The organism is Coprococcus comes ATCC 27758 (genome assembly GCF_025149785.1).
Classification (GTDB): Bacteria; Bacillota; Clostridia; order Lachnospirales; family Lachnospiraceae; genus Allocoprococcus; species Allocoprococcus comes.
Genome location: NZ_CP102277.1, coordinates 3,029,835 through 3,051,101, shown reverse-complemented (window position 1 = coordinate 3,051,101; position 21,267 = coordinate 3,029,835). Strand labels below are relative to the sequence as shown.

The 21,267-nt window shown below is 44.3% G+C and carries 19 protein-coding genes and 2 pseudogenes; 15 read left to right on the top strand and 6 right to left on the bottom strand.

Annotated features, from left to right (window positions below; translation table 11 throughout):
- The first annotated feature begins 178 nt into the window (after positions 1-178).
- Both NQ556_RS14960 and dinD read left to right on the top strand, forming a co-directional pair.
- Complete coding sequence (locus NQ556_RS14960; RefSeq protein ID WP_008368854.1) at positions 179-457, top strand: helix-turn-helix domain-containing protein; 279 nt, start codon at positions 179-181, stop codon at positions 455-457.
- Positions 458-510: 53 nt separating this feature from the next.
- Positions 511-1,302 carry a DNA damage-inducible protein D gene (gene dinD / locus NQ556_RS14955; RefSeq protein ID WP_008368853.1) on the top strand — a complete coding sequence of 264 codons (792 nt, stop codon included), beginning with the start codon at positions 511-513 and terminating at the stop codon, positions 1,300-1,302.
- 106 nt (positions 1,303-1,408) lie between these two features.
- Here dinD and NQ556_RS14950 read toward each other — a convergent pair whose 3' ends face one another.
- Positions 1,409-2,617: an IS110 family RNA-guided transposase gene (locus NQ556_RS14950; RefSeq protein ID WP_055249025.1), complete on the bottom strand. Its 1,209-nt coding sequence runs from the start codon at positions 2,615-2,617 to the stop codon at positions 1,409-1,411.
- Between the two features lie 360 nt (positions 2,618-2,977).
- Here NQ556_RS14950 and NQ556_RS16770 point away from each other — a divergent pair.
- Positions 2,978-3,097 (top strand): annotated as a pseudogene (locus NQ556_RS16770) (recombinase family protein); the annotation flags it as partial.
- 143 nt (positions 3,098-3,240) lie between these two features.
- Positions 3,241-3,291 (top strand): annotated as a pseudogene (locus NQ556_RS16765) (hypothetical protein); the annotation flags it as partial.
- A gap of 134 nt (positions 3,292-3,425) precedes the next feature.
- On the opposite strand, the gene NQ556_RS14935 reads toward NQ556_RS16765, so the two are convergent.
- The 5 genes from NQ556_RS14935 to NQ556_RS14915 all read right to left on the bottom strand — a co-directional run bounded on the left by NQ556_RS14935 (position 3,426) and on the right by NQ556_RS14915 (position 9,683).
- Positions 3,426-6,059 (bottom strand): ABC transporter permease, encoded by a 2,634-nt coding sequence (locus NQ556_RS14935; protein WP_204575699.1) that lies wholly within the window; start codon positions 6,057-6,059, stop codon positions 3,426-3,428.
- 13 nt (positions 6,060-6,072) lie between these two features.
- Positions 6,073-6,738, bottom strand: a complete 666-nt coding sequence (locus NQ556_RS14930) for an ABC transporter ATP-binding protein (RefSeq protein WP_044998531.1) — start codon at positions 6,736-6,738, stop codon at positions 6,073-6,075.
- A 123-nt stretch (positions 6,739-6,861) separates the two neighbouring features.
- Positions 6,862-7,893: a sensor histidine kinase gene (locus NQ556_RS14925; RefSeq protein ID WP_008368841.1), complete on the bottom strand. Its 1,032-nt coding sequence runs from the start codon at positions 7,891-7,893 to the stop codon at positions 6,862-6,864.
- Positions 7,890-8,573, bottom strand: coding sequence for a response regulator transcription factor (locus NQ556_RS14920; RefSeq protein WP_004614945.1), 684 nt, complete (start codon positions 8,571-8,573; stop codon positions 7,890-7,892). Before NQ556_RS14920 ends, NQ556_RS14925 begins: the two co-directional genes overlap by 4 nt.
- A gap of 69 nt (positions 8,574-8,642) precedes the next feature.
- Positions 8,643-9,683, bottom strand: a complete 1,041-nt coding sequence (locus NQ556_RS14915; protein ID WP_008368840.1) for a DUF6076 domain-containing protein — start codon at positions 9,681-9,683, stop codon at positions 8,643-8,645.
- Positions 9,684-9,985: 302 nt separating this feature from the next.
- Between NQ556_RS14915 and NQ556_RS14910 the strand changes: the two genes are divergently transcribed.
- The 11 genes from NQ556_RS14910 (at position 9,986) to NQ556_RS14860 (ending at position 20,953) form a co-directional block, all read left to right on the top strand.
- Positions 9,986-10,210, top strand: a complete 225-nt coding sequence (locus NQ556_RS14910; protein ID WP_008368839.1) for a helix-turn-helix domain-containing protein — start codon at positions 9,986-9,988, stop codon at positions 10,208-10,210.
- A gap of 146 nt (positions 10,211-10,356) precedes the next feature.
- Positions 10,357-10,560, top strand: coding sequence for a hypothetical protein (locus NQ556_RS14905; RefSeq protein ID WP_004614949.1), 204 nt, complete (start codon positions 10,357-10,359; stop codon positions 10,558-10,560).
- Between the two features lie 286 nt (positions 10,561-10,846).
- The gene (locus NQ556_RS14900) at positions 10,847-11,164 is read left to right on the top strand and encodes a DUF3847 domain-containing protein (protein ID WP_044998528.1); all 318 of its coding nucleotides are present in this window, start codon (positions 10,847-10,849) and stop codon (positions 11,162-11,164) included.
- Between the two features lie 2 nt (positions 11,165-11,166).
- Positions 11,167-12,639: a MobQ family relaxase gene (gene mobQ, locus NQ556_RS14895; protein WP_081445210.1), complete on the top strand. Its 1,473-nt coding sequence runs from the start codon at positions 11,167-11,169 to the stop codon at positions 12,637-12,639.
- A gap of 47 nt (positions 12,640-12,686) precedes the next feature.
- The gene (locus NQ556_RS14890) at positions 12,687-13,427 is read left to right on the top strand and encodes a CHC2 zinc finger domain-containing protein (protein ID WP_044998525.1); all 741 of its coding nucleotides are present in this window, start codon (positions 12,687-12,689) and stop codon (positions 13,425-13,427) included.
- Positions 13,312-14,652, top strand: a complete 1,341-nt coding sequence (locus NQ556_RS14885; protein ID WP_147574984.1) for a virulence-associated E family protein — start codon at positions 13,312-13,314, stop codon at positions 14,650-14,652. The genes NQ556_RS14890 and NQ556_RS14885 overlap by 116 nt, the downstream gene beginning before the upstream one ends.
- Positions 14,653-14,922: 270 nt before the next feature.
- Positions 14,923-15,108, top strand: coding sequence for a hypothetical protein (locus tag NQ556_RS14880; RefSeq protein ID WP_004614956.1), 186 nt, complete (start codon positions 14,923-14,925; stop codon positions 15,106-15,108).
- 107 nt (positions 15,109-15,215) lie between these two features.
- Positions 15,216-16,838, top strand: coding sequence for a recombinase family protein (locus NQ556_RS14875; protein ID WP_204575697.1), 1,623 nt, complete (start codon positions 15,216-15,218; stop codon positions 16,836-16,838).
- Positions 16,839-17,062: 224 nt separating this feature from the next.
- Positions 17,063-18,385, top strand: coding sequence for an MATE family efflux transporter (locus NQ556_RS14870; RefSeq protein WP_204575695.1), 1,323 nt, complete (start codon positions 17,063-17,065; stop codon positions 18,383-18,385).
- 8 nt (positions 18,386-18,393) lie between these two features.
- Positions 18,394-19,245, top strand: a complete 852-nt coding sequence (locus NQ556_RS14865) for an AraC family transcriptional regulator (protein ID WP_204575693.1) — start codon at positions 18,394-18,396, stop codon at positions 19,243-19,245.
- A 76-nt stretch (positions 19,246-19,321) separates the two neighbouring features.
- Positions 19,322-20,953 (top strand): glycoside hydrolase family 13 protein, encoded by a 1,632-nt coding sequence (locus NQ556_RS14860; RefSeq protein WP_204576126.1) that lies wholly within the window; start codon positions 19,322-19,324, stop codon positions 20,951-20,953.
- The last annotated feature ends 314 nt before the right edge of the window (positions 20,954-21,267 follow it).

The window sequence follows — 21,267 nt, the reverse complement described above, 5'->3', positions numbered from 1 at the left end:
AAACATACAGGCTGACTGCTTTTGGAGAAGTTTAGCCTGTAAAAGATATCAGCGGTATTTCGATTGTATGAAAGCTATTGTAAAAAATGATGCAACATGACATAATCGGATTGACTAAAGCAACATAGATATTTATAATATAGACAAAACGAAAATGACATGAACGGAGGACAGGGTAATGGAGAAAACGGTAACACTTGAAGAGGCATTAAAAAGAATTGAGGAGCTGGAAAAAGAGAATGCAGAACTTCGGGAGGAATTGGAGTATTACAGAAATCGTAAGTTAAGCGGTCGTCAGAAACATAACGCCAAGTGGATGGCAATTTATAATGATTTTGTTGTTGGGTATGAGAGCGGCATGACAATGGTAGAAATTGCGAAGAGGAACAATGTCAGTGAGCGGACGATTTATAGGTATAAAGCGTATTATGACAAACTGAGGGAAAAAGAGGAATAGACCATTTTACTGACGTCAGTAAAATGGTTTAATGTGGGAGGAGAAAGTCTAATATGGAAAAGAAAATGATAATGAATTATAAGAAAAGATTTGATGAAATTAGGCATGAAGAAAACGGAGTTGAATTTTGGTATGCACGTGAATTAATGCATTTGCTAGATTATTCAAAATGGCAAAATTTTGAAAATGTTTTATTAAAGGCAAAAGTTGCTTGTGCAAATAATGGCATTGTAGTAGAGGACCATTTTGCTGATGCCAGTAAAATGGTTATTCTGGGAAGTGGCGCAAATAGAGAAGTAGAAGATTATATGCTTACACGTTATGCATGTTATCTTATTGCAGAGAACGGAGATCCTCGTAAAGAACAGATCGCTTTTGCACAAAGCTATTTTGCAGTTCAAACAAGAAAACAGGAATTGATAGAAGAAAGGATTTCTTATATTGAAAGAACTGAGGCAAGAGGAAAGCTTCGAGAATCTGAAAAACGACTGTCTCAAAATATATATGAACGTGGAGTTGATGATGCTGGATTTGGACGTATCCGATCTAAGGGGGATCAGGCTTTATTTGGAGGATTCACTACAAAACAAATGAAAGAACGTTTAGGAGTGCAAGATAAAAGGCCGCTTGCAGATTTTTTACCAACACTTACTATTGCTGCAAAGAACCTTGCAACTGAAATGACAAATTATAATGTTGAAGAAAAAGACTTACAGGGTGAGACGGCTATTACTGTTGAGCATGTTGAAAATAATACGTCAGTTAGGGATATGCTGGGGCAGAGGGGGATTAAGCCAGAAAATTTGCCCGCATCAGAAGATATTAAAAAATTAGCCTGCAAATAAAAAGTCAAGGCTAAATTGAAGAACATTGAAAATTTTATACAGGTTGAAAAGGAGGTATCAAAATAAGACCACCACACCAGTGCTGGTCTGAGAATTATAATGATGATTAGGATTCTGGAAGAGATGAAAGATATTCTTTCACTCGTCCGTAATAGATTCTTAGAAACTTGTTGGCACCTGCAGTCATATAGACATAATAAGGCTTGCCTTGTGCCCGTTTCTTATCTATGAACTGATACACAGGATCATCCTGTGGGTGTGTTTTTATTAAGACATCCATTACCTGAAATAAAGTCTTTCTAAGATCAGATGAGCCTCGTTTTGAAGTTGGAACACTTTTTTGTTCATAACTTCCCGATTCATTAACACCGGGATCTACACCGGCAAAAGCAGTAATAGCACCTTTATGGGTAAAACGGGAAACATCACCAATCTCAGCCATCAATTGAGGACCAAGCGAAGCACCAACCCCTTTCATCGCCATAACAATAGGATACTCTGGGAGTTTGGATGCAGTTTCATTCATAAGTGTGCGTAGTGATTCAACGGTTGTAGAAGCACTGTTAAGCTGGTTTACAGCCTGCTTGATAATAAGCTTTGTAATGTCATCCTTAGGAAGTACAGGAACAAGTTCCTTTGCTTTTCCATAGATTTCCTCAGCTTTGGATTGGCTGAAGTTGTACTTCTTACGTTTGCACCAGTTTTGATAATGGTCGATAAAGGCATTCAGAGACATTTTACGGACACAGTCCACATGCCAGTATGTAGATGCAAAATCAACCCATTTCTGGCTGCCGTCACTGCGTGCAGGACTGTCAAAGTAAGTATTAACACCAGGATAGGTTTGGTCAAGGATGCCGATAAGATTATTTTTCATAGCCGTCTTGTGCTTCATGTAAAAGCCGAACTGACGGTTCATGGTTTTGAGCTGATTGCGTAATTCATCCATAACATTATACTGTTTAAGATTTTGCCATTTGTCAAGAGCATATCGGGCAATCTTAACAGAATCCGCTTTATCAGATTTCACTTTACGAAGAGAATCATTATCAAAGTCTTTGATAAGTTTTGGGTTAATGGCACTAACGAAAAGATTTGCCTTTGAAAGCTGATGGGCGAGGACTTCATAATAACGTCCTGTGTGCTCCATCACGATTCGGGACTCCCCTTCAACAGAGTTGATGAGTTCTACAAGTGAATGGATATCACTGGCTGTGTGTTTGATTTCGAAAGGTGCGGAAACAATTTCACCGAAAGGTCGCATGATAGCAACCATACTCTTACCTTTTGAAACATCGATACCTACTGCGTTCATAAATTGTCACTCCTTAAGATTATTGCAATGGATAAATACCAGTTTTACTCATTGCCTATTCAATCTACTGTGGTGTGACGCGAATGCACCTATGGCGATTCAACCTGCATAAAACGAACGCTGCGAATGAGGAGCTGGTTATCAGTCTAATTTACGGACGCGAAGTCCAAGATTGGAAGACGATATACCGATTGCTCCATCATTATACAGCTTAAGCAACAAGATGGATAATTCCTTACTGGCTGTAAGGGATATTAACCATAAACATATTGTAGTAGAACGTAGGGTAAAGAGAGAAGAAAAGAAGTTAGCTGAGCAGTCGGGAAAATTGACAAATGAATAAACTGGAAGGTTAGGTTATTGAAAAAGAAAACAAAATGCTACATATATACTCGTGTATCAACAGCAATTCAGGTTGATGGTTACAGCTTGGATGCACAGAAGGACAAACTAAAAAAATATGCAAAATTTCAGGATATCTACTGCCATGCAGGTGGACGCGAACATGAAGCAATCCTTAGTGTAGAAGACTGGAAAACTGCATAGAAAATAAGAAAAAGAACTGGTGTTAAAAGAATAAAGACAATCAATTAACACAAGAGAAGTTTGGCAAATTATTTCATGTTACCAGGCAAACTGTTTCAAATTGGGAAAACGGAGTTTCCCATAGTTAAAGATACCACACCAAATATAACGAATCCACGCTTATATGATACTGCATGAAAAAAGGTACTTGATAAAAGCAATGAAGCGCAATATCAAGTACCTTTTTGATTTGTTTTTTACACGGTTATTAAGAAAATTACTCTTATTCCGAAGTCCTCAATCGTTCCACCACAGTTCCTTTGTTAAAGAAGTGGAGAACGATCAGCGGAATAACCGCAGCCAGCAGCAGATAAAGTACACCGATGACCAGAACCGGAACTAACGTGATATTCATAGTGAAGAACCACATAGATGGCGAGTTCAAGACATTTTTCAGCACCGTCACAGCAAGCAGCAGTGCAACTACTCCACCAATGATGTCTGCACCAGCGGCATAGTAGACGCCTTCATAAACCATCAGCCTTTGAAGCTGGCGATTTGTCATACCGATACTCTGCATAGTCGCAAACTCATGGCGGCGGGTGATAATATTGGTGATAATCATGTTTGTAAAGTTAATCAGTCCTGCCAAAGCCATAATACAGCCAATCAGACTGCCTACAACCAGAACCATACTTGCAACAGAATTTAATTGTTCTTTCAGTAATTTTGTTGAGGTATAGGTAACAGAGGGGTTCTTTTCAATATAACTGCTCAAAAATTCCTCCATTTGCGGCTGTAAGGAAGCATCCATATCAAATCCATAGCTCAGCAGGGTTGGGGTCGTGTAAATCTGTTTGAACAGAGTGTCCGGCAAATACACAAAGGGCGCATCGCCACCAATATTCCCCATGGCCGTAGTTGTTGACGGCGTTTCGTCCTCAGTCCCAACGGTGCAGGCTTTTGCCAGAATTGTGCAGGTTTTGACTAACTCACCATCCCTGTAAAAAGAAATGCTATCACCGATCTGCAACTGCTCTGACAGGGACGTTGTTTTCGGGCCGCCACTCAGTCGGTCTAGCCGTTCTCCAATAATGACATATTCTCCAGTTAGCATTTTTTGTTTCAGTACATTAGGATCTGTTTCTCCATCATAAATCATCATATCCGTCCAAAAATGTTCGGAAGCGCCAAAAACATTTCCAAAGAAAAGATTTTCTGCATCCGGGGCAGTCTTCATATTATATTTTCCAAAGCCTTTGCGGAGGCTACCGTCCTGATCTTCATAGGTTGAGGTACACTCCAGTCCCTCAAAACCATAATCAACCAGCACATTACCGTCATCTGCGGTGTTGCGATAAAGATACCGTTCTTCTTCCAGACCGTTCTGCTCACGGATCATATCTACCACTTGCTGTGGAAGCGCATCTTCGTGATGCCTAAAGCCCTCCTGAACATTGACTGCAATCGAATTGTAGACGGTGAAATCTGTTTTTGTTGTGCGGGTAATCCACTTTTCTTCATCCATGCTCTGTGTCACAATGATCATAGAGTTGAACAGAACGATACACAAAAGCATAGAAACAACAATGAATACACAACGGCGTCTGTTACGTCCTAGGTTAGAAAATGCCATATGAGAGAGCTTTGCACCTCTGGTTCGTGTAACCGTTTTCTTTTTATAATCATCCTGCTCTGTATAGCGGATCGCCTCCATGGGAGATACTTTTGAGGCCTTTTGGGCCGGTTTGCGGGTACTGATAAACACCGTCAAAATTGTAAACAAGGCAGCTATAACAAATAGCAAAGGGGATGCCGATGTCTGCAAACTTGCCGTAGAATACTCATAGCTGAAAATTCCCATTACTACTGGAAGCAACGCCCGGCCTGCAAAGAACCCGGCAATTAAACCAATAGGCAACCCGATCAGGGTCAGCCATACCGCCTGCCGATTGACGATGCTTTTAATTTGTCGTGTAGAAGTGCCAATCATCCGCAGTAAGCCATATTGCCGAACATCCTGCATAACGGAAATATCAAAAATATTATAAATCAGCAGATAACCGCACAATACAAACATCAGAACAAATACTACGGCAAATAAGATGGACTCCGAAGAAATCATGGCTTTTCCCATCTGGTTTTCAACAGAGAGGATAAAGTTATCGGCAGACATATCCTCTGGATTGCCGCCGATGGAGTAGACAAAGTTATCCATCTGTTCCTTAATGTTCCTCTTGTCTTTCAGCACAACTTCAGAAAAAGTAACCCCTGAGATTTCTCCATCCACTGCGCGGGTATTTTTCACTACATCCGGATTATCTTTTACAAACTGCTCTGAAAGAACGGCCACACTGATCATATCGTTACTTGCTTCCCACCAGCCGGAAAGCACCATATCATAATGATAGGTTTTTCCACGCAGCTCAAATTCCAGAGGAACTTCTGCTCCGATCTCCGGTTCCACACCAAGGGCTTTTAACGCCAGTTCGGTAGTAGCAATTTCATTCGCCTTTTCCGGCGCTGAACCATGCGTTGGCACGCAGAATGTAAGTTCCTGCTGTATGCTGTCAGCATAGTTTAATTCAACAGAATGACCCACGGCGTTGCTTGCATATCCAATCGTCCGCCGATGACCTGCCTGCTCCACAAAATCACTGTTTTTCAGTTGCTCAAATTGCTCCTCTGTCATATAGCCGAAGGTTCCATCTCCCTTGCTGCCTTTCTGCATCTGCATAGAGAGCTGCATGGAGGATACCATGTTAAATGCCAGTGAAGTGATGGATGTAAACAAAAATGCTGTCAGAACGATCGCAAGAATCGCCGCCAGATTACGAACCTTATTCTTCTTGAAATATTGTTTAGACAGCCGTTTGATGGTTTTTGTATTATTATTGCCAAATAGAATGTCATTCATAGTCCCGCCCCCTTTACTGTACGATTTTGCCATCCTCAATCCGAATAATACGGTCGGCGAGCTGGGCGATCTCATTGTTATGAGTAATCATTACAAGAGTTTGTTGAAATTTCTGGCTGGTTACTTTCAAAAGCCCCAGCACATCACTGCTGGTCTTGCTGTCCAGGTTGCCGGTAGGTTCGTCTGCCAGAACGATAGCGGGCTTCGACACCAGAGCGCGGGCAATCGCCACACGCTGTTGCTGACCGCCGGAGAGGTTGTTGGGCATATTGTTCAGCTTATCCTCCAGCCCCAGCATCTGCACTACTTCTTTCATAAACTTCTTGTCTACTTTGTTTCCGTCCAGCTCCACAGGCAGCACGATGTTTTCGTAGACATTTAGCACCGGAACCAGATTGTAGTTCTGGAAGATGAAGCCAATCTTTCTCCTACGGAAGATAGTAAGCTGCTCATCTTTTAATGTGGAGAGTTCACGCCCATCCACAATAACCTTGCCGGAGGTAGGCACATCCAGCCCGCCAATCATGTTCAGCAGAGTGGATTTGCCGCTGCCGGAGGTTCCTACGATGGCTACAAATTCGCCCTTTTCAATGGAGAGGGTCACACCATCCAAGGCTCTGGTAATGTTCGGCTTTGCGCCATAATATTTTTTCAGTTCAGTCGTTTGCAAAATGCTCATAAAGAACACCATCCTTTCTTTTTGATAAATCCATTGTAACGACCAAACCTCACAGAAATGTCACAGCCGATATAATAAATTGCCCTGAAATGTCACAATTCTGTGACATTTCAAAAAAACAGGTTATTCATGGGGAAGAAAAACGGAGAATGTTGAGCCTGTTCCTACTTGAGAAGTTACTTGTATATAACCGTTCTGTAAGCTAATAATTTCCCTTGCGAGATACAGCCCAATGCCGATTCCCTCTATATCATGGACATTTTCTTCCCGATAAAAGCGCCTAAAAATTGCTCCCTGCTGGTTTTCGGGAATACCTTTGCCGGTGTCAGTAACGCTGACTTTTAGGTGCATTTCCCAGCTTTCAACGCAAACACGAATAGAACCGTACTCTGGCGTGTACTTAACTGCATTATCCAATATGTTAAATAAGGCTTCTGCTGTCCATTTGCGGTCATGGGAAACAACCAATGTTTCCGGGCAGTTTACTTCAACTTGTATGTGCTTTCTTTCAGCGTTCAGAAAGATACCGCCCAGAGCCATAGCCAGAGTATCATAGATGGGCTGCTGTTTCTTTTCAAGTGAGATGACGCCAGTTTCAAGTCGGGAAGTTTTTATCATAGCCTGCATTAAGAAATCCAGTTTATCAAGCTGTGTGCCACTGGCAAGTAGAAATTCCCGCTGTTTATCCTGTGGCACTTCTTGTTCTAATAAGGTGGCATTTATCATTTTTAAGTTTGCTATCGGTGTCTTTACCTGATGAGAAATATCGGAAATCAACTCCTGTAAGTCAGCTCGTTCACTGGCAACGCTGTTTTTGCTTTCCTGCATAACCTCATAAAGGCGCACCAGCCGATGATTGATTTTATAAAATAGGTTTTCTTCTTCGGCAACCTGTGATATATCTATTTTTCCATTCATCATTTCGTCTAAGGTGCAGCAAAGCATTTCAGAAAACAAAGTCAGCTTTTGCCTTATCAGTATCACAAAAACAGTAACACAAAGCAGAAAAAGCAGACAGAACGCCATGCTACAAAATACCACAGACATTTCTTTGGTCAGGATATATAGAACCGAAAACATGACCACGGATAAAAGTAAAATGGTAGTTGCCAGTATTATGCAGACTTTATTTAAGGAGAGTTTTTTTGAAATCATTTTTGCACTCCTCCAATCCACATATAGCCCATACCGTAAACGGTTTTGATGTAGGAATGCCGGTTCGTTTCAATTTTACTGCGGATGCGGCTGATCGTTGTGGTAAGTGCGTGTTCATCCACATAATTTTCATCTGCATCCCACAGCTTTTCAAGCAATACCTGCCGGGTCAGGACAGTTTGAGAATTTCTTGTCAGCACTTTTAGTAAACGATATTCCAATGATGTAAGGGTAATCGGCTGTCCTGCAAGACACGCTGATAATTCGGAAAAATTGATATACAAATTCCCATCATCGTAGAAATCTCCGCCGGATTGTGCTGAAATGCGGTTCAGTAAAGCAGATACTTTCTTTTGGAACACGCTGATAGGAAAGGGCTTTGTTACATAATCATCTGCGCCCAATTCAAATCCTTTCAGCATATCGCTTTCCATATCATTTGCGGTTAGAAAAATCACGGCGGTATCGGGACGGCGTTCTTTTACCTCGCGGCATATATCAAATCCGTTCCCATCCGGCAGATTGACATCCAAAACGATTAAATCATAGTCCTGTTTTTCAAGAAATCTTATGGCAACAGCCTTTGACATAGCCCCATCCACGGAATATCCGACAGCCGACAGATTATAGCTTAATGTCTTATTCAAAAGCTGGTCATCTTCAACAACCAGTATTCGCATAGTATCACATCCTTTTTCTTTTTATAGTATCAGCAAAATGTCACAGAAACCTCACAACGAGAAAAAAATTTAGTATTCAGTCAGCTCCACAATTACATTACTCTGCTGATACAGCCAGTCCGTAAATTCTTTCGGGCTGGCTGTTCCTGTTTTTACAGCCTTTTTTCTCTGTAAGGCTTCTTTCTTAAAGTCGGAAAAGGCAGCCTGTATTTTTTCCAGACGGTCAGCCGGAAAGCCTGCGGTATTTTTTACCCGGTTTATTTTGTTGCGCCAGTTCTGGCATTCATTTTTATAAAGCAGATCATAGTTATTTTCTCTTGCCCTTTCGTCAAATTCCCGCTTGTTTTGAAGCGCCTGTGCTTTGCGGCACTTGTCGCTGCACAGCTCATACCGCTGGCTCTTTGCCAGAAAATATTTCCCACAGACCTTGCACTGCCGGAAGCAAAGCCCCCAGTCATTCAGCCGGTTCAAATAATAGGTAATCAACGGGTAGAGGGACGCATAGGCAGACACACATTCTTCTGTGCGCCGGTTGTCCGGGAACCAGAGGTCAAGCCGGGTATCTTCTGACGGTGCGCCTTTGAAATAAAGGCTGCCCGCTTGAAAATGTTTCGGTTTTCCTGTCTCCCTGTCAAAGGTCATGGCTTCGTTATGGAATACCCCGGTCAGGCTGCTCATTTTATCCATGAAGCGGTCACAGGCAGCGTTACGGTCACGGGGTTCTCTGGCAAGCAGATAGCTGTTCCAGATACGGAACGCTACATACATTTTCAGAGGGTCGTTGCTAAGATATTTTCCCCAGAGAAATTCGCTTGCCGCCTGCTCCAGCTCCGGCTGTTTCCATCGGTTGGAGTGGAGGGCTTGTCGCAGTGGAGAAAGCCCGTATAAGTTCCAATCTCTGTCCGTGTCACGCTCAAAGTTTATCAAAAAAGTTCCCAGCGGGCGTGTCATATCACAAAGCACCTCTGCGTTTTGGCTCCCGTTCAGCCGGAAGCGGATCTGCTGTTCTTCCCCAATCAAAATCCGCTCTTTCATTTTCTTCCTGTCCAGCGTCAGGACAAACAAAATCCTCTCAAAACATGGCTCATGCCGTATAAACTGATTCTCCATCCCTATCCCCTGCCTTTATCTATGGTAATTATATAATTTAGTTATATCCGTTACACTCATGGTATCGCAGAAGCATTGTTTTGTCAAGGATAGTCCGCTATGATGATTGTAGTTGGTAATTTCGTGCCACACAGTACCTTGACAAGTGAATGACCGTCCAAAAGGGATATGACCGGCAGGAGAAGTGACGCATCCGGCGCACCAATGCAGGGAAACACCGCAGGAATGGGGCAGGAAAACGGCTTTTGGGGAGAACGGCAGCAGGAAGCATTTTAACCTATTTGATTTATGGGAGGAACAGAATGAACGATAAAAAGAGATTGAACAGCTACGAGGATTTACCGCTGGTTCTGGATGTGGCGGACATTCAGCGGATTATGGGAATTTCAAGAGCGAGCGCCTATGAGCTGGTACACACACCCGGCTTTCCGGCGTTCCGCAGGGGTAGGCTTATCAAGGTCAGCAAAATTGCTTTCTTTGAATGGATGGCAAAAGGCTCCGAAACCGTACCGAGAAGCGACAAATAAGCATGAGGTATCATTCCCTGACTGCAATACTGCCGCACTTTCCAAAGGGGCATACAGAGGGAAAAAACCTTAAAAATGATACCGAGACGCTACACCAAAACAGCCTATCTGTGTACATCAGATAGAAATGGAGAAAGGAGCCGGTTATGGCAAGAATGAGCAACAAGCGGCGGCTGGAATGGTCTTTCTTCTTAAATGATCGCAGCCGTATCACTTACAACGAACTGTGCCGGAAATGCCAGCACGAATGTAAACAGAGCTTCCGGGCGGTTGTGGTTGACTGCCCGAAGTATCTTTCCAAGCGTTCCAAGAAAAAGGACAAAACTGCCGGAAACGGCAAAATCCCTTAGGAACTAAGGGCGCACTTCTATACATAGTCTAAAGACCATGTATCGTGCGTCCTGCGGAGCTTACCTCTGCCGCTGATAAAATCAGCAATCCGAGGTCTGCGTTCGCTTCGCTCCGACAAGGTGGCTACACCCCCTTGCGCCGCTAAAGCGGCTATCCCCTGTGTACCCGCCGCAAAGAGAAATCCGCTCTGCGGTTTTCCCTTTTCATCGGGGTTTATAGAAGCACTGACATACGGACTGTCTGCGGATGGTCTTTCTTTATCTTATAAGTAAAGGATGTGAGAACATGGAAAAATCTTTGGAACAGTTGAAGCAGGAATATGAAAAAACCACTGTCCTGCTGGAACGGGAAAAACGGAAAATGCAGCGTTTGAAAAACCGGCAGGCGTATCTGGAAAGCGGTTCCCGGAAACAGAGGACGCACCGGCTGATTACCCGTGGGGCAGCCATTGAGAGCATTGCGCCACAGACAAAGGAGCTGACCGAAACGGAATTTTATTCCCTCATGGAAAGCATTTTGAATCTGCCGCAGGCAGGGCAATTCATCCGGTCTGCCGCAGAGAACCACGCCCGTATTTCCGGGCAGGAGAAAGGCGGTGACTAAGGATAGCACTTTATCATTTTTCAATCGCACAGATAAAGCGCAGCGCCGGTCAGAGCGCCATTGCCAGCGCAGCCTACCGAGCCGGGGAGCGTCTTTACAGCAACTACTATGGAGAAGTCAGCGACTACACCAAAAAGGGCGGCGTGATCGCTTCAGAAATCATGCTGCCGCCCCATGCGCCGGAAATATATCTTGACCGGGCGACCCTCTGGAATGCTGTGGAGAACTGCGAGAAACATCCCAAAGCCCAGCTTGCCTATTCCTTTGATATTGCCATGCAGAATGAATTGACGCTGGAAGAAAACATGGAGCTGGCGAGGAAGTTCGTGCAGGAGCAGTTTGTGGCAAAAGGCATGATTGCCGACCTTGCTTTTCACAGCCCGGAGAAAGAGGACGGCGGCATCCCTAACCCGCATTTCCATGTGATGACAACCATGCGCCCCTTGAACCCGGATGGCACATGGGGACAAAAACAGCGGCGGGAATATCTTCTTGATGAAGATGGAAACCGAATCCGGGATAAAAACGGCGATTATATGTTTAACGCTGTCCATACAACAGACTGGCATGAGCCGGAAACGCTGGAACACTGGCGGGAGCAGTGGGCGGCTGTCGTTAATACAAAATTTGAGGAAAAAGGGCTGGATGTGCGTATCGACCACCGTTCCTATGTGCGGCAGGGGCTTGACCTGATACCCACTGTCCACGAGGGCGCTAATGTCCGGCAGATGGAAGTAAAGGGCATCCGCACCGAGAAAGGGGAACTGAACCGCTGGATTAAAGCCACCAACCGGCTCATGCAGGATGTGAGGAAGAAGATCAAAGCCCTGTTTGTCTGGATGGCAGAGGTAAAAGAAGAACTTTCCAAACCGCAGACACCGAACCTTGCCGACCTGCTGATCGCTTATTACAACCAGCGCAACGCAGGGGCATGGAGCAATAAAGCCAGAACCGGAAACTTAAAGCAGTTTGCCGAAGCCGTCAATTATCTGACGGAAAACAAGCTGCTCACATTAGAGGATTTGCAGGAGCGTCTTTCTTCTGTCAACGAAGAATTTGAAGCGTTAAGCGGCTCCATGAAAAAGAAATCTGCCCGGATAAAGGAATTGCAGGAATTGATACGGGAGGGCGAGAATTACCAGCGGCTAAAACCTGTTCATACGGAATTGAACAATATCAAGTTTAAGAAACAGAGGGAGAAATTTGAAACATCCCACGATGCGGAGTTACGGTTGTTTTATGCCGCCCGCCGTATTCTGAAAGAAAAACTGGACGGAAAACCCATTGCCCTGAAAGCATGGAAACAGGAATACGCACAGTTAAAAACAGAGTATGCCGAACTGTCTCCGCAGCACAAGCCGCTCCGGGAGGAAGTGATACGGCTGCGGCAGGTGCAGAACGCCGTAGATACCGCACTGCGCCAGAGAGAGCAGCTACAGGAAGTACAGAGAAAGAAACACGAGATGGAGCTATGACATAACCGGCAGCTTTACCGCTGCCGGCATTTTTATGGAGGGAGCATTTGAATGTATTTGAAGCGGTGAAACAGTCTGTTACCACCCGGCAGGCTGCTTCATTCTATGGAATCCGGGTGGGGAGAAACGGCATGGTCTGCTGTCCATTCCACAATGACCGCACGCCCAGCATGAAAGTGGACAGCCGCTTTTACTGCTTCGGCTGCGGAGCTTCCGGGGATGTGATCGACTTTGCCGCTTTGCTACATGGATTGGGGAAACGGGAAGCTGCGGTCAGACTTGCGGAGGACTTCGGCGTTTCCTATGAGAAATCCGGCAATGCACCGCCAGATAGGAAGCGTCACAACAGGTCACAGCCCCGACAAAAATCAGCGGAGCAGAGATTTAAGGAAACGGAACGGTATTGTTTCCGGGTGCTATGCGATTATCTGCGCCTGCTGGAGCATTGGAAAACAGCATACGCCCCACAGCCGCAGGATGCCATCTGGCATCCTCTTTTTGTGGAAGCGTTGCAGAGGATAAGCTACACAGAATACCTTTTGGATATTTTGTTATACGGAGAAATAGAAGAAAAAGCGGCATTGATCGCCGCACAGGGAAAGGAGGTGCTGCGGCTTGAACAGCGAATTTCAGAGCTTGCCGCCGGAAACGCAGGAAGCGGTCAAAAGGACGATGGACACAATGGAACCGGCGCAGACACCGGCAGAAATCCGGGAGACGTTAGAGGGGACGCAGAAAGGCGGCGTGAAGAACAGCATCCGAAACTGCCTGACGGTGTTCCAGCGTGACCCGCTGTTTCGCGGGGCGCTGCGCCTGAACCTTTTGACGGAGCAGGTCGATATTGTGAAGCCGCTGGGCTGGGAGCGCACCAGCGCTACGCTAACCGACATGGATATGAACTACCTGCTTCTGTATCTGGAAGAAAACTACGGGCTTACCAGCGAGAAAAAGGTGCAGAGCGCCATCAAGATTGTTGCCAATGAAAACCGCTACCATCCGGTCAGGGATTACCTGAACAGCCTGCAATGGGACGGCACAGAGCGCATCCGTTACGCCCTGCATCACTTTCTGGGAGCCGATACGGACGAATACACCTATGAAGCCTTGAAACTGTTCCTGATGGGAGCCATCCGGCGGGTATTCAGACCGGGGAGCAAGTTTGAGGTCATGCTCTGTCTGGTTGGTGGTCAGGGAGCCGGGAAATCTACCTTTTTCCGGCTGCTGGCAGGCAGGGACGAATGGTTTTCAGACGATTTGAAGAAGCTGGACGATGAAAATGTGTACCGCAAGCTGCAAGGGCATTGGATTATCGAGATGTCGGAGATGATTGCCACAGCCAACGCCAAGAGTATTGAGGAAATCAAGTCATTCTTAAGCCGCCAGAAAGAAACCTACAAAGTGCCGTATGAGACACATCCGGCAGACCGGCTGCGGCAATGTGTATTTGGAGGGACGACCAACCGGCAGGACTTTTTGCCCCGTGACCGCACTGGCAACCGGCGCTTTCTCCCTGTGACGGTGTACCCGGAACGGACGGAGGTTCACATACTGGACGATGAAGCGGCAGCGAGGGCATATATCGAACAGATGTGGGCGGAAGCCATGACGGTTTACCGCAGTGGGAAGTATAAGCTGTCATTCAGCATAGAAATGAACCGATACCTGAACGCCCACCAGCAGGACTTCATGCAGGAGGACACACAGGCTGGCATGATCTACGCCTATTTGGAGGACTACACCGGCGACAGGGTATGCTCCAAGCAGCTTTATGAGGAAGCGCTGGGGAACTTAAATTCCCCGGCAGACTGGGAGACACGGGCAATCTGCGAGATTATGAATACCGGCATTGCGGGCGGCATCATACAGGGCTGGGCAGCCTACAAAAGCCCGAAGCGGTATAAGAAATACGGTTCTCAAAAAGGCTGGGAGCGTGTCAACCAAGCCCCGCCGGAGGGGGACGGTTTTCAGGAAATCACGGAAGAAGAAGCCCGGCAAATGGAACTGCCATTCTGAAAAGCTACCGGTTAACAGTTTGGTTGACGCTTCGGTTGACAGCCGGTTGACGGGGAAAAGCCTGATATTGGGGGCATTTCTCTCCTTTGTCAACCATGTCAACCAAGAAATCAAAGAAAAAGTAAAAAGTAATAATAGAGCGCCTGTGGATTGTTTTCAAAGTCTTTTCTGCTGGTTGACACGGTTTGGTTGACATGGAGACAGTCCGCGGCTGTACACCTGCCTGACATTCCCTTGTCGGGCATATTTCATTTATGGAGGTAACTGCCTATGGCAAAAAACAAAAACGAGAGCAATAACAAAAATAGCGGCACCCTGCTTACCGAAAAAGACGGCACCCAGTATTTTGTCATGGGGAAAGTCCGTATCAAGGTATCGGAGCATTTCGCACAGGATGGGAAGCCGCTTGACAGCCTGCTGGAAGATGTGATCCAGCACGCTGCCGCCGCTTCCTGAAAAAATACGGAATAACGACTGTCAATCAGCCCACGCTTATGATATACTTGTATCAGCGAGTATTGTATAAGCGTGGGTTGTTTCTTTTAGAAGGAGGATTTTTAACCGTGAAACAACCATACAATACAACGATTTATAACACTGCACTATATTTGAGATTGAGCCGTGACGATGAATTACAGGGAGAAAGCGGCAGTATCCAGACCCAGCGAATGATGCTTAGACAGTATGCCGCCGAGCATGGGCTGACCGTTGTAGACGAGTACATTGACGACGGATGGAGCGGGACAAATTTCGAGCGTCCAAGTTTCCAAAGGATGATTGATGACATCGAGGACGGGAAAATCAACTGCGTTGTCACAAAGGACTTATCCCGTCTGGGAAGAAACTATATCCTGACCGGTCAGTACACGGAAATCTATTTTCCCAGCAAGGGAGTACGCTACATTGCCATCAATGACAATGTGGACACCATCAACGGAGAAAGCGAGCTTGCCCCGTTCTTAAACATCCTGAATGAAATGCACGCCCGACAGACCAGCAAAAAGGTCAAGGCTGCCATGCACACAAGATTTGCCAATGGCGCACACTATGGAGCCTATGCACCGCTGGGCTATGTAAAAGACCCGGACAAAAAAGGTCATCTTCTGATTGACCCGGAAACACGCTGGATTGTAGAGAAGATTTTTGACCTTGCCGTACACGGGCGTGGAGCCGCCAGCATTACACGGATTCTGGTGGAGGAAAAAGTACCTACCCCCGGCTGGCTGAACTATGAAAGATACGGGACTTTCGCCAATATCTATGCCGGTGCGCCCGCAGAAAAAGCCTATGCGTGGACGATTGCACAGGTCAAGAGCATTTTGAAAGAGGAAACCTACATCGGTCACAGCGTTCACAACAAGCAGAGCAACATTTCATTCAAGAACAAGAAAAAAGTGCGGAAGCCGCAGGAAGAATGGTATCGTGTGGAAAATACCCACGAAGCCATTATTTCTGAAGAAGTGTTCCAAAAAGTTCAGGAGCTGATTGCAAGCAGACGCAGGCGACAGAAGAATGGCACAACGCAGATATTTTCCGGGCTGGTAAAATGTGCGGACTGCGGATGGTCATTGGCTTATGGCGTAAACAGCCAGAACAAAAATCCCTATGCACACTACCATTGCAGTAAGTACGGACAGGGATTACGCCAGTGTTCCATGCACTATATCCGCTATGATGTACTGTACGCCTATGTGCTTGCAAGACTGCAATACTGGTCTATGCAGGTACAGAAAGACGAGGACAAGCTGCTGAAACGGTTGCTCAATGCCAGCGACAGGGAAAGAAACTCTGCGAAGAAAAAGCAGGCTGCGGAGCTGAAAAAGGCAGCGAAGCGTAAAGCCGAGGTTGACGGGCTGTTTGCTAAAATGTATGAGGACTGGTCTGCCGGACGCATAACCGAGTATAACTTCAATATGCTGTCCAAGAAGTACCAGAACGAGCAAAAGGAGCTTGAAACAAAAATCCGGCAGCTTCACGAAACGATGGAAGCCGCCGTACAGACCGCAGCGGATGCTGAAAAGTGGATTGCCCTGATGAAACAGTATGTCAACCCTGTGGAGCTGACCGCCGAACTTCTGAACACTCTAATTGAAAAAATAACCGTCCACGAAGCTGTCAAGGGCGAGGACGGAAGTCGTGAGCAGGAAGTAGAAATCTACTACCGCTTCATCGGCAAAATCGACTGACCTTTCTTTTTTACCCAACAATATCTTTAATTAAGGGAAACGGGAAAAAGTTATCCTGATTTGCAAATCCTTGTAAGCATGAGTAATCAATTTAGTTCGCACCCAGTGCTCTTTAAGATAAAGTAGAAATAGTGCAATTTTCACATGATATTATACAAGAATTACATAGAAATATATCGTATTATTGATATGATATTCTTGAATTGTATGTGAGGAGAAAAACTATGGCAGCGGAAAGAAAAACATTAACACAGCTATCTGTGCCAATATGCTTAGAAACTTTATTTTATATGCTTTCAGGTATGGTTGATACGCTTATGCTATCATCTGTAAGTGATCAGGCTGTAGGAGCAGTGGGAACAGCAAATACATATATAGGTGTTTTTATTATTATGTTTGGAGTAATATCGTCGGGTATGATAGCTGTTATGTCACAAAATATCGGAGCCGGAAGACCGGGGATAGCATATCAGGCAAGGCAACTTGGACTTATATTCAACGCATTGATAGGTATCGTAATGTCTGTCGTTCTTGCTGCTTTTTCTGGTGGGATACTTCGAATCGTAAGTATTGCTCCGGCTTTGCTTGAGCCGGCTGAAATATATCTTAGAATTGTTGGTGGCGCATGTTTTTTAAATGCACTGATTCCTATTTTCTCCAGTTATTTGAGAGTGTTTGGATATACAAAACATTCTTTGATAGGAACTGTTGTTGGAAATGTTCTCAATATAATACTTAATTCAGTATTTTTATTTGCATTCAACTGGGGTGTGATGGGAGTTGCTGTTGCCACGGTTATTTCGAGAGTTGTAAATCTTATTATTGTAGCCGGCATGGGGGCTGTACTTATAAAAGCAAAGCAGAGTCCTGAGCGAATTACATCAAGAAAGATATTTGCACAGATTGTTAAGATTGGTTTTCCTTCTGCGTTTGAAACAGCACTTTACAATATCGCAATGACATTTATAGTGCGTTTTATGAATCAGATGGATGTGGATGGAATGAATGTTACAGCGCGTTCATATGCGATACAGATTGCAAATTTCTCGTATTGCGTGGGAGCTGCCCTTGCTCAGGCAAATGCAATTATGACCGGCTGGAGAATTGGAGCAAAAGAGTTTGAGGAATGTAACAGGGGAACGAGAAAAGCTGCGATATATGGTATCATCACAGCGACATGCTTTTCCGTGACCTTTGCATTTACCGGACATTTTATCGTGCATATATTTACGGATGATATACAGATGATAAATCTTGTGGTAAAGTTGTTAATAGTAGATATATTTCTTGAACTTGGAAGGGTAACAAACCTTGTATATGGGCAGGCGTTAAAAACGAGCGGAGACGCATTTTTTCCGGTTATATTAGGTGCGATATTTATGTATTTGTTTGCAGTTGGCGGAGCCTATTTTCTCGGAATACACATGGGACTTCTGGCTGTAGGAGCATATATTGCTATGGCAGGTGACGAATGTGCGAGAGCAGTGGGAATGGTACTTAGATGGAAGAGTGGAAAATGGAAGAGTAAAGGTCTTGTAGAAGTATAGGAGAGAGTATGTACTTTGAATTAAAGGAAAATAAACCACATGGTACAAAGGATGATCCGTTTAGTACATATCATATAAAAAATGAAGGACGATCATTTCAGATACCGGTTCATTGGCATGATGAACTGGAAATTATATATGTAAAAAGTGGTTTTTTGACTGTAAGTATATCAGGAGAAAATTATATTGGAACCCCCGGGGATGCTTTTGTAGTGTCGCCGGGCAATCTGCATTTTATGGGTTCACAGACTGGTACAGTGGATTATTTTACTTTCCTTTTTCCATTAAAATACATATCTTTTTGCATAAATGACATGTTGGATGATAAATTACTGGAGCCGTTAAAAAATGGTCATCTGATGATAAGGCCAAGAGTAAAAGATACAGCAAAAGAACTATGTGAGCAGTTGGTTGAAATATATATGGCAAAAAACAAGAAAACTGAGTCCCCAATAACTGCTCAGATAAAAACAAAAATAATTCTTTTACAGTTTATTCTTGAAATGTGGGAGAAGGGCTTTGTAATCGAAAATGATAAAAGCGGGAGAAATACTGTAGAAAAAGAAATGATTTCATATATACAGCAGAATTTTATGGAAAAGATATCATTAAAAGAATTTAGTGAGCAGTTTCATCTTTCGGAAAAATATATATCGCGATATTTTAAGGAACATTTTCATATTACCCTTTCGCAATATATAACACATTTAAGGTTAGAGCATGCAAAACAGCTGTTACAAGATACGGATATTCCTGTTACAGAGATTGCAATGCAGAGTGGATATCAGAATGTAAGCTATTTTATCAGAAGCTTCAAAAAAACATATGGAGTTTCTCCGTTAAAATATAGAAAAAAATAAGCCAGGTATATGGTTAGAAAGGAGAGTATATCCCGGTAGAATCAGAAAATCTGCCGGAGAGATATCGAGAATGAGTATGAGAAATAAGAATAAATGGTGGAAAAATGCAGTTGTATATCAGATTTATCCGAAAAGCTTTCAAGATTCGGATGGAGATGGAATCGGTGATATTCCAGGAATTATCAGCAGATTGGATTATTTGAAAAAACTTGGAATAGATGCAATCTGGCTCTCACCGGTGTATCGTTCGCCACAGGATGACAATGGATACGATATTTCAGATTATCAGGATATTGAGCCGATGTTCGGAACAATGGAAGATATGGAACAGTTATTTGCGGAGGCAAAGAAACGCGGAATCCGAATTATGATGGATCTTGTGCTGAATCATACTTCAGATGAACACAGATGGTTTTTGGAGGCAAAGAAAAGCAAAGACAATCCGTATCATGATTATTATGTGTGGCGTGACGGAGAAGAAGGTATTTACCCAAATGATATGAATTCTGCGTTCGGAGGACCGGCATGGGAGTGGGTTCCAGAACTGGGACAGTATTATTTTCATCAGTTTTCAGTGAAACAGCCAGATCTGAACTGGGAGAATCCGAAAGTGAGAAGAGAGCTCTATGATATGATTCTCTGGTGGATGGAAAAAGGAGCAGGCGGATTTCGTCTGGATGTAATCGATCAGATTGCAAAAGAGCCAGATCTTAAGATCACAAATAATGGACCAAAGCTGCATGAATTTCTGCGTGAACTAAGCAGAGAAACATTTCAGAAGGGGGATATGATCACTGTTGGAGAAGCCTGGGGAGCAACACCGGAAATTGCAAAGAAATATAGTAATCCAGATGGCAGTGAATTTTCTATGGTTTTTCAGTTTGAGCACATTATGCTTGATCAGGAAGAAGGAAAAGAAAAATGGGATACGATTCCATTGAATCTGGTTAAGCTGAAAAAATGCCTTGCAAAGTGGCAGAATACTTTATATCAGACAGGATGGAACAGTCTGTTCATGAATAACCATGATCTTCCTAGAATCGTGTCGCGTTGGGGAAATGACGGAAAATACAGAAAAGAGTCGGCAACAATGCTGGCGACAATGCTTCATGGAATGCAGGGAACTCCTTACATTTACCAGGGAGAAGAGCTGGGCATGACGAATGTGCAGTTTGACAGCATTGAGGAATATGAAGATATTGAGACATTGAATATGTACAAAGAGCGTCTGGAAAAAGGATATCAGCCAGAAGAAATCATGCAGTCTATCTACGCAAGAAGCCGTGATAATGCCCGTACTCCGATGCAGTGGAGCGGGGATGAGAACGGAGGATTCACAACAGGAGAACCATGGTTTGCCGTGAATCCAAATTATACCAGAATCAATGCCAAAGAGGCACTGGAAGATGAAAATTCGGTATTTTACTATTATCAGAAGCTGATTCGTTTAAGAAAAGAAAATCCAGTATTCGTGAATGGAAAATTTGAACTTCTTCTGCCGGAAGATGAGAGAATTTTCGCCTATACGAGAACAGATGAGCATACAAAGATGCTGGTATGTACAAACTTTACGGATGAGGAAGTTAGCTGCCCATTGCTTGATGAGTGGAAAGCCGGGGAAGTCTGGATCCGGAATTATGAGGACGACAGAGAAGGAAATATATTGCGTCCTTATGAGGCGGTGATAATTGCATTTACTGGCAAATAGATTGAGTTTCTTTTTTGGCATCAAAATTCACTTACTATATTTCTTCCTGCCACGCTCATCAAGAAAGAATGCCCATTCTCTCTTGAGGTATTTCGGCATACGGGGCATAGCGAGCACCTCCTTTTCGCTGCCTAATTGCCGATTTGTTCCCGAAACACAGAAACGCTCAAAACCGTTTCCCGCTGTATAGTTCCGGAACGATTTTGGGCGTTTTCTTTCGATATGAGCGGCTTTGTTTTGACGGCGGTATCCTTTACCGCTAACCATTCAAAAGCCGCTGTTTGTCACTTCCGGGTAACAAAAAAGCGCCGTAT

Bases quoted from the DNA above. Each gene is read 5' to 3' on its own strand.
- dinD (WP_008368853.1), top strand. From the start codon at position 511: ATGGAAAAGAAAATGATAATGAATTATAAGAAAAGATTTGATGAAATT.
- NQ556_RS14950 (WP_055249025.1), bottom strand. From the start codon at position 2,617: ATGAACGCAGTAGGTATCGATGTTTCAAAAGGTAAGAGTATGGTTGCT.
- NQ556_RS14960 (WP_008368854.1), top strand. From the start codon at position 179: ATGGAGAAAACGGTAACACTTGAAGAGGCATTAAAAAGAATTGAGGAG.
- NQ556_RS14860 (WP_204576126.1), top strand. From the start codon at position 19,322: ATGAGAAATAAGAATAAATGGTGGAAAAATGCAGTTGTATATCAGATT.
- NQ556_RS14880 (WP_004614956.1), top strand. From the start codon at position 14,923: ATGGCAAAAAACAAAAACGAGAGCAATAACAAAAATAGCGGCACCCTG.
- NQ556_RS14915 (WP_008368840.1), bottom strand. From the start codon at position 9,683: ATGGAGAATCAGTTTATACGGCATGAGCCATGTTTTGAGAGGATTTTG.
- NQ556_RS14920 (WP_004614945.1), bottom strand. From the start codon at position 8,573: ATGCGAATACTGGTTGTTGAAGATGACCAGCTTTTGAATAAGACATTA.
- NQ556_RS14885 (WP_147574984.1), top strand. From the start codon at position 13,312: ATGGACACAATGGAACCGGCGCAGACACCGGCAGAAATCCGGGAGACG.
- NQ556_RS14935 (WP_204575699.1), bottom strand. From the start codon at position 6,059: ATGAATGACATTCTATTTGGCAATAATAATACAAAAACCATCAAACGG.
- NQ556_RS14905 (WP_004614949.1), top strand. From the start codon at position 10,357: ATGGCAAGAATGAGCAACAAGCGGCGGCTGGAATGGTCTTTCTTCTTA.
- NQ556_RS14930 (WP_044998531.1), bottom strand. From the start codon at position 6,738: ATGAGCATTTTGCAAACGACTGAACTGAAAAAATATTATGGCGCAAAG.
- NQ556_RS14910 (WP_008368839.1), top strand. From the start codon at position 9,986: ATGAACGATAAAAAGAGATTGAACAGCTACGAGGATTTACCGCTGGTT.
- NQ556_RS14870 (WP_204575695.1), top strand. From the start codon at position 17,063: ATGGCAGCGGAAAGAAAAACATTAACACAGCTATCTGTGCCAATATGC.
- NQ556_RS14900 (WP_044998528.1), top strand. From the start codon at position 10,847: ATGGAAAAATCTTTGGAACAGTTGAAGCAGGAATATGAAAAAACCACT.
- NQ556_RS14865 (WP_204575693.1), top strand. From the start codon at position 18,394: ATGTACTTTGAATTAAAGGAAAATAAACCACATGGTACAAAGGATGAT.
- NQ556_RS14925 (WP_008368841.1), bottom strand. From the start codon at position 7,893: ATGATTTCAAAAAAACTCTCCTTAAATAAAGTCTGCATAATACTGGCA.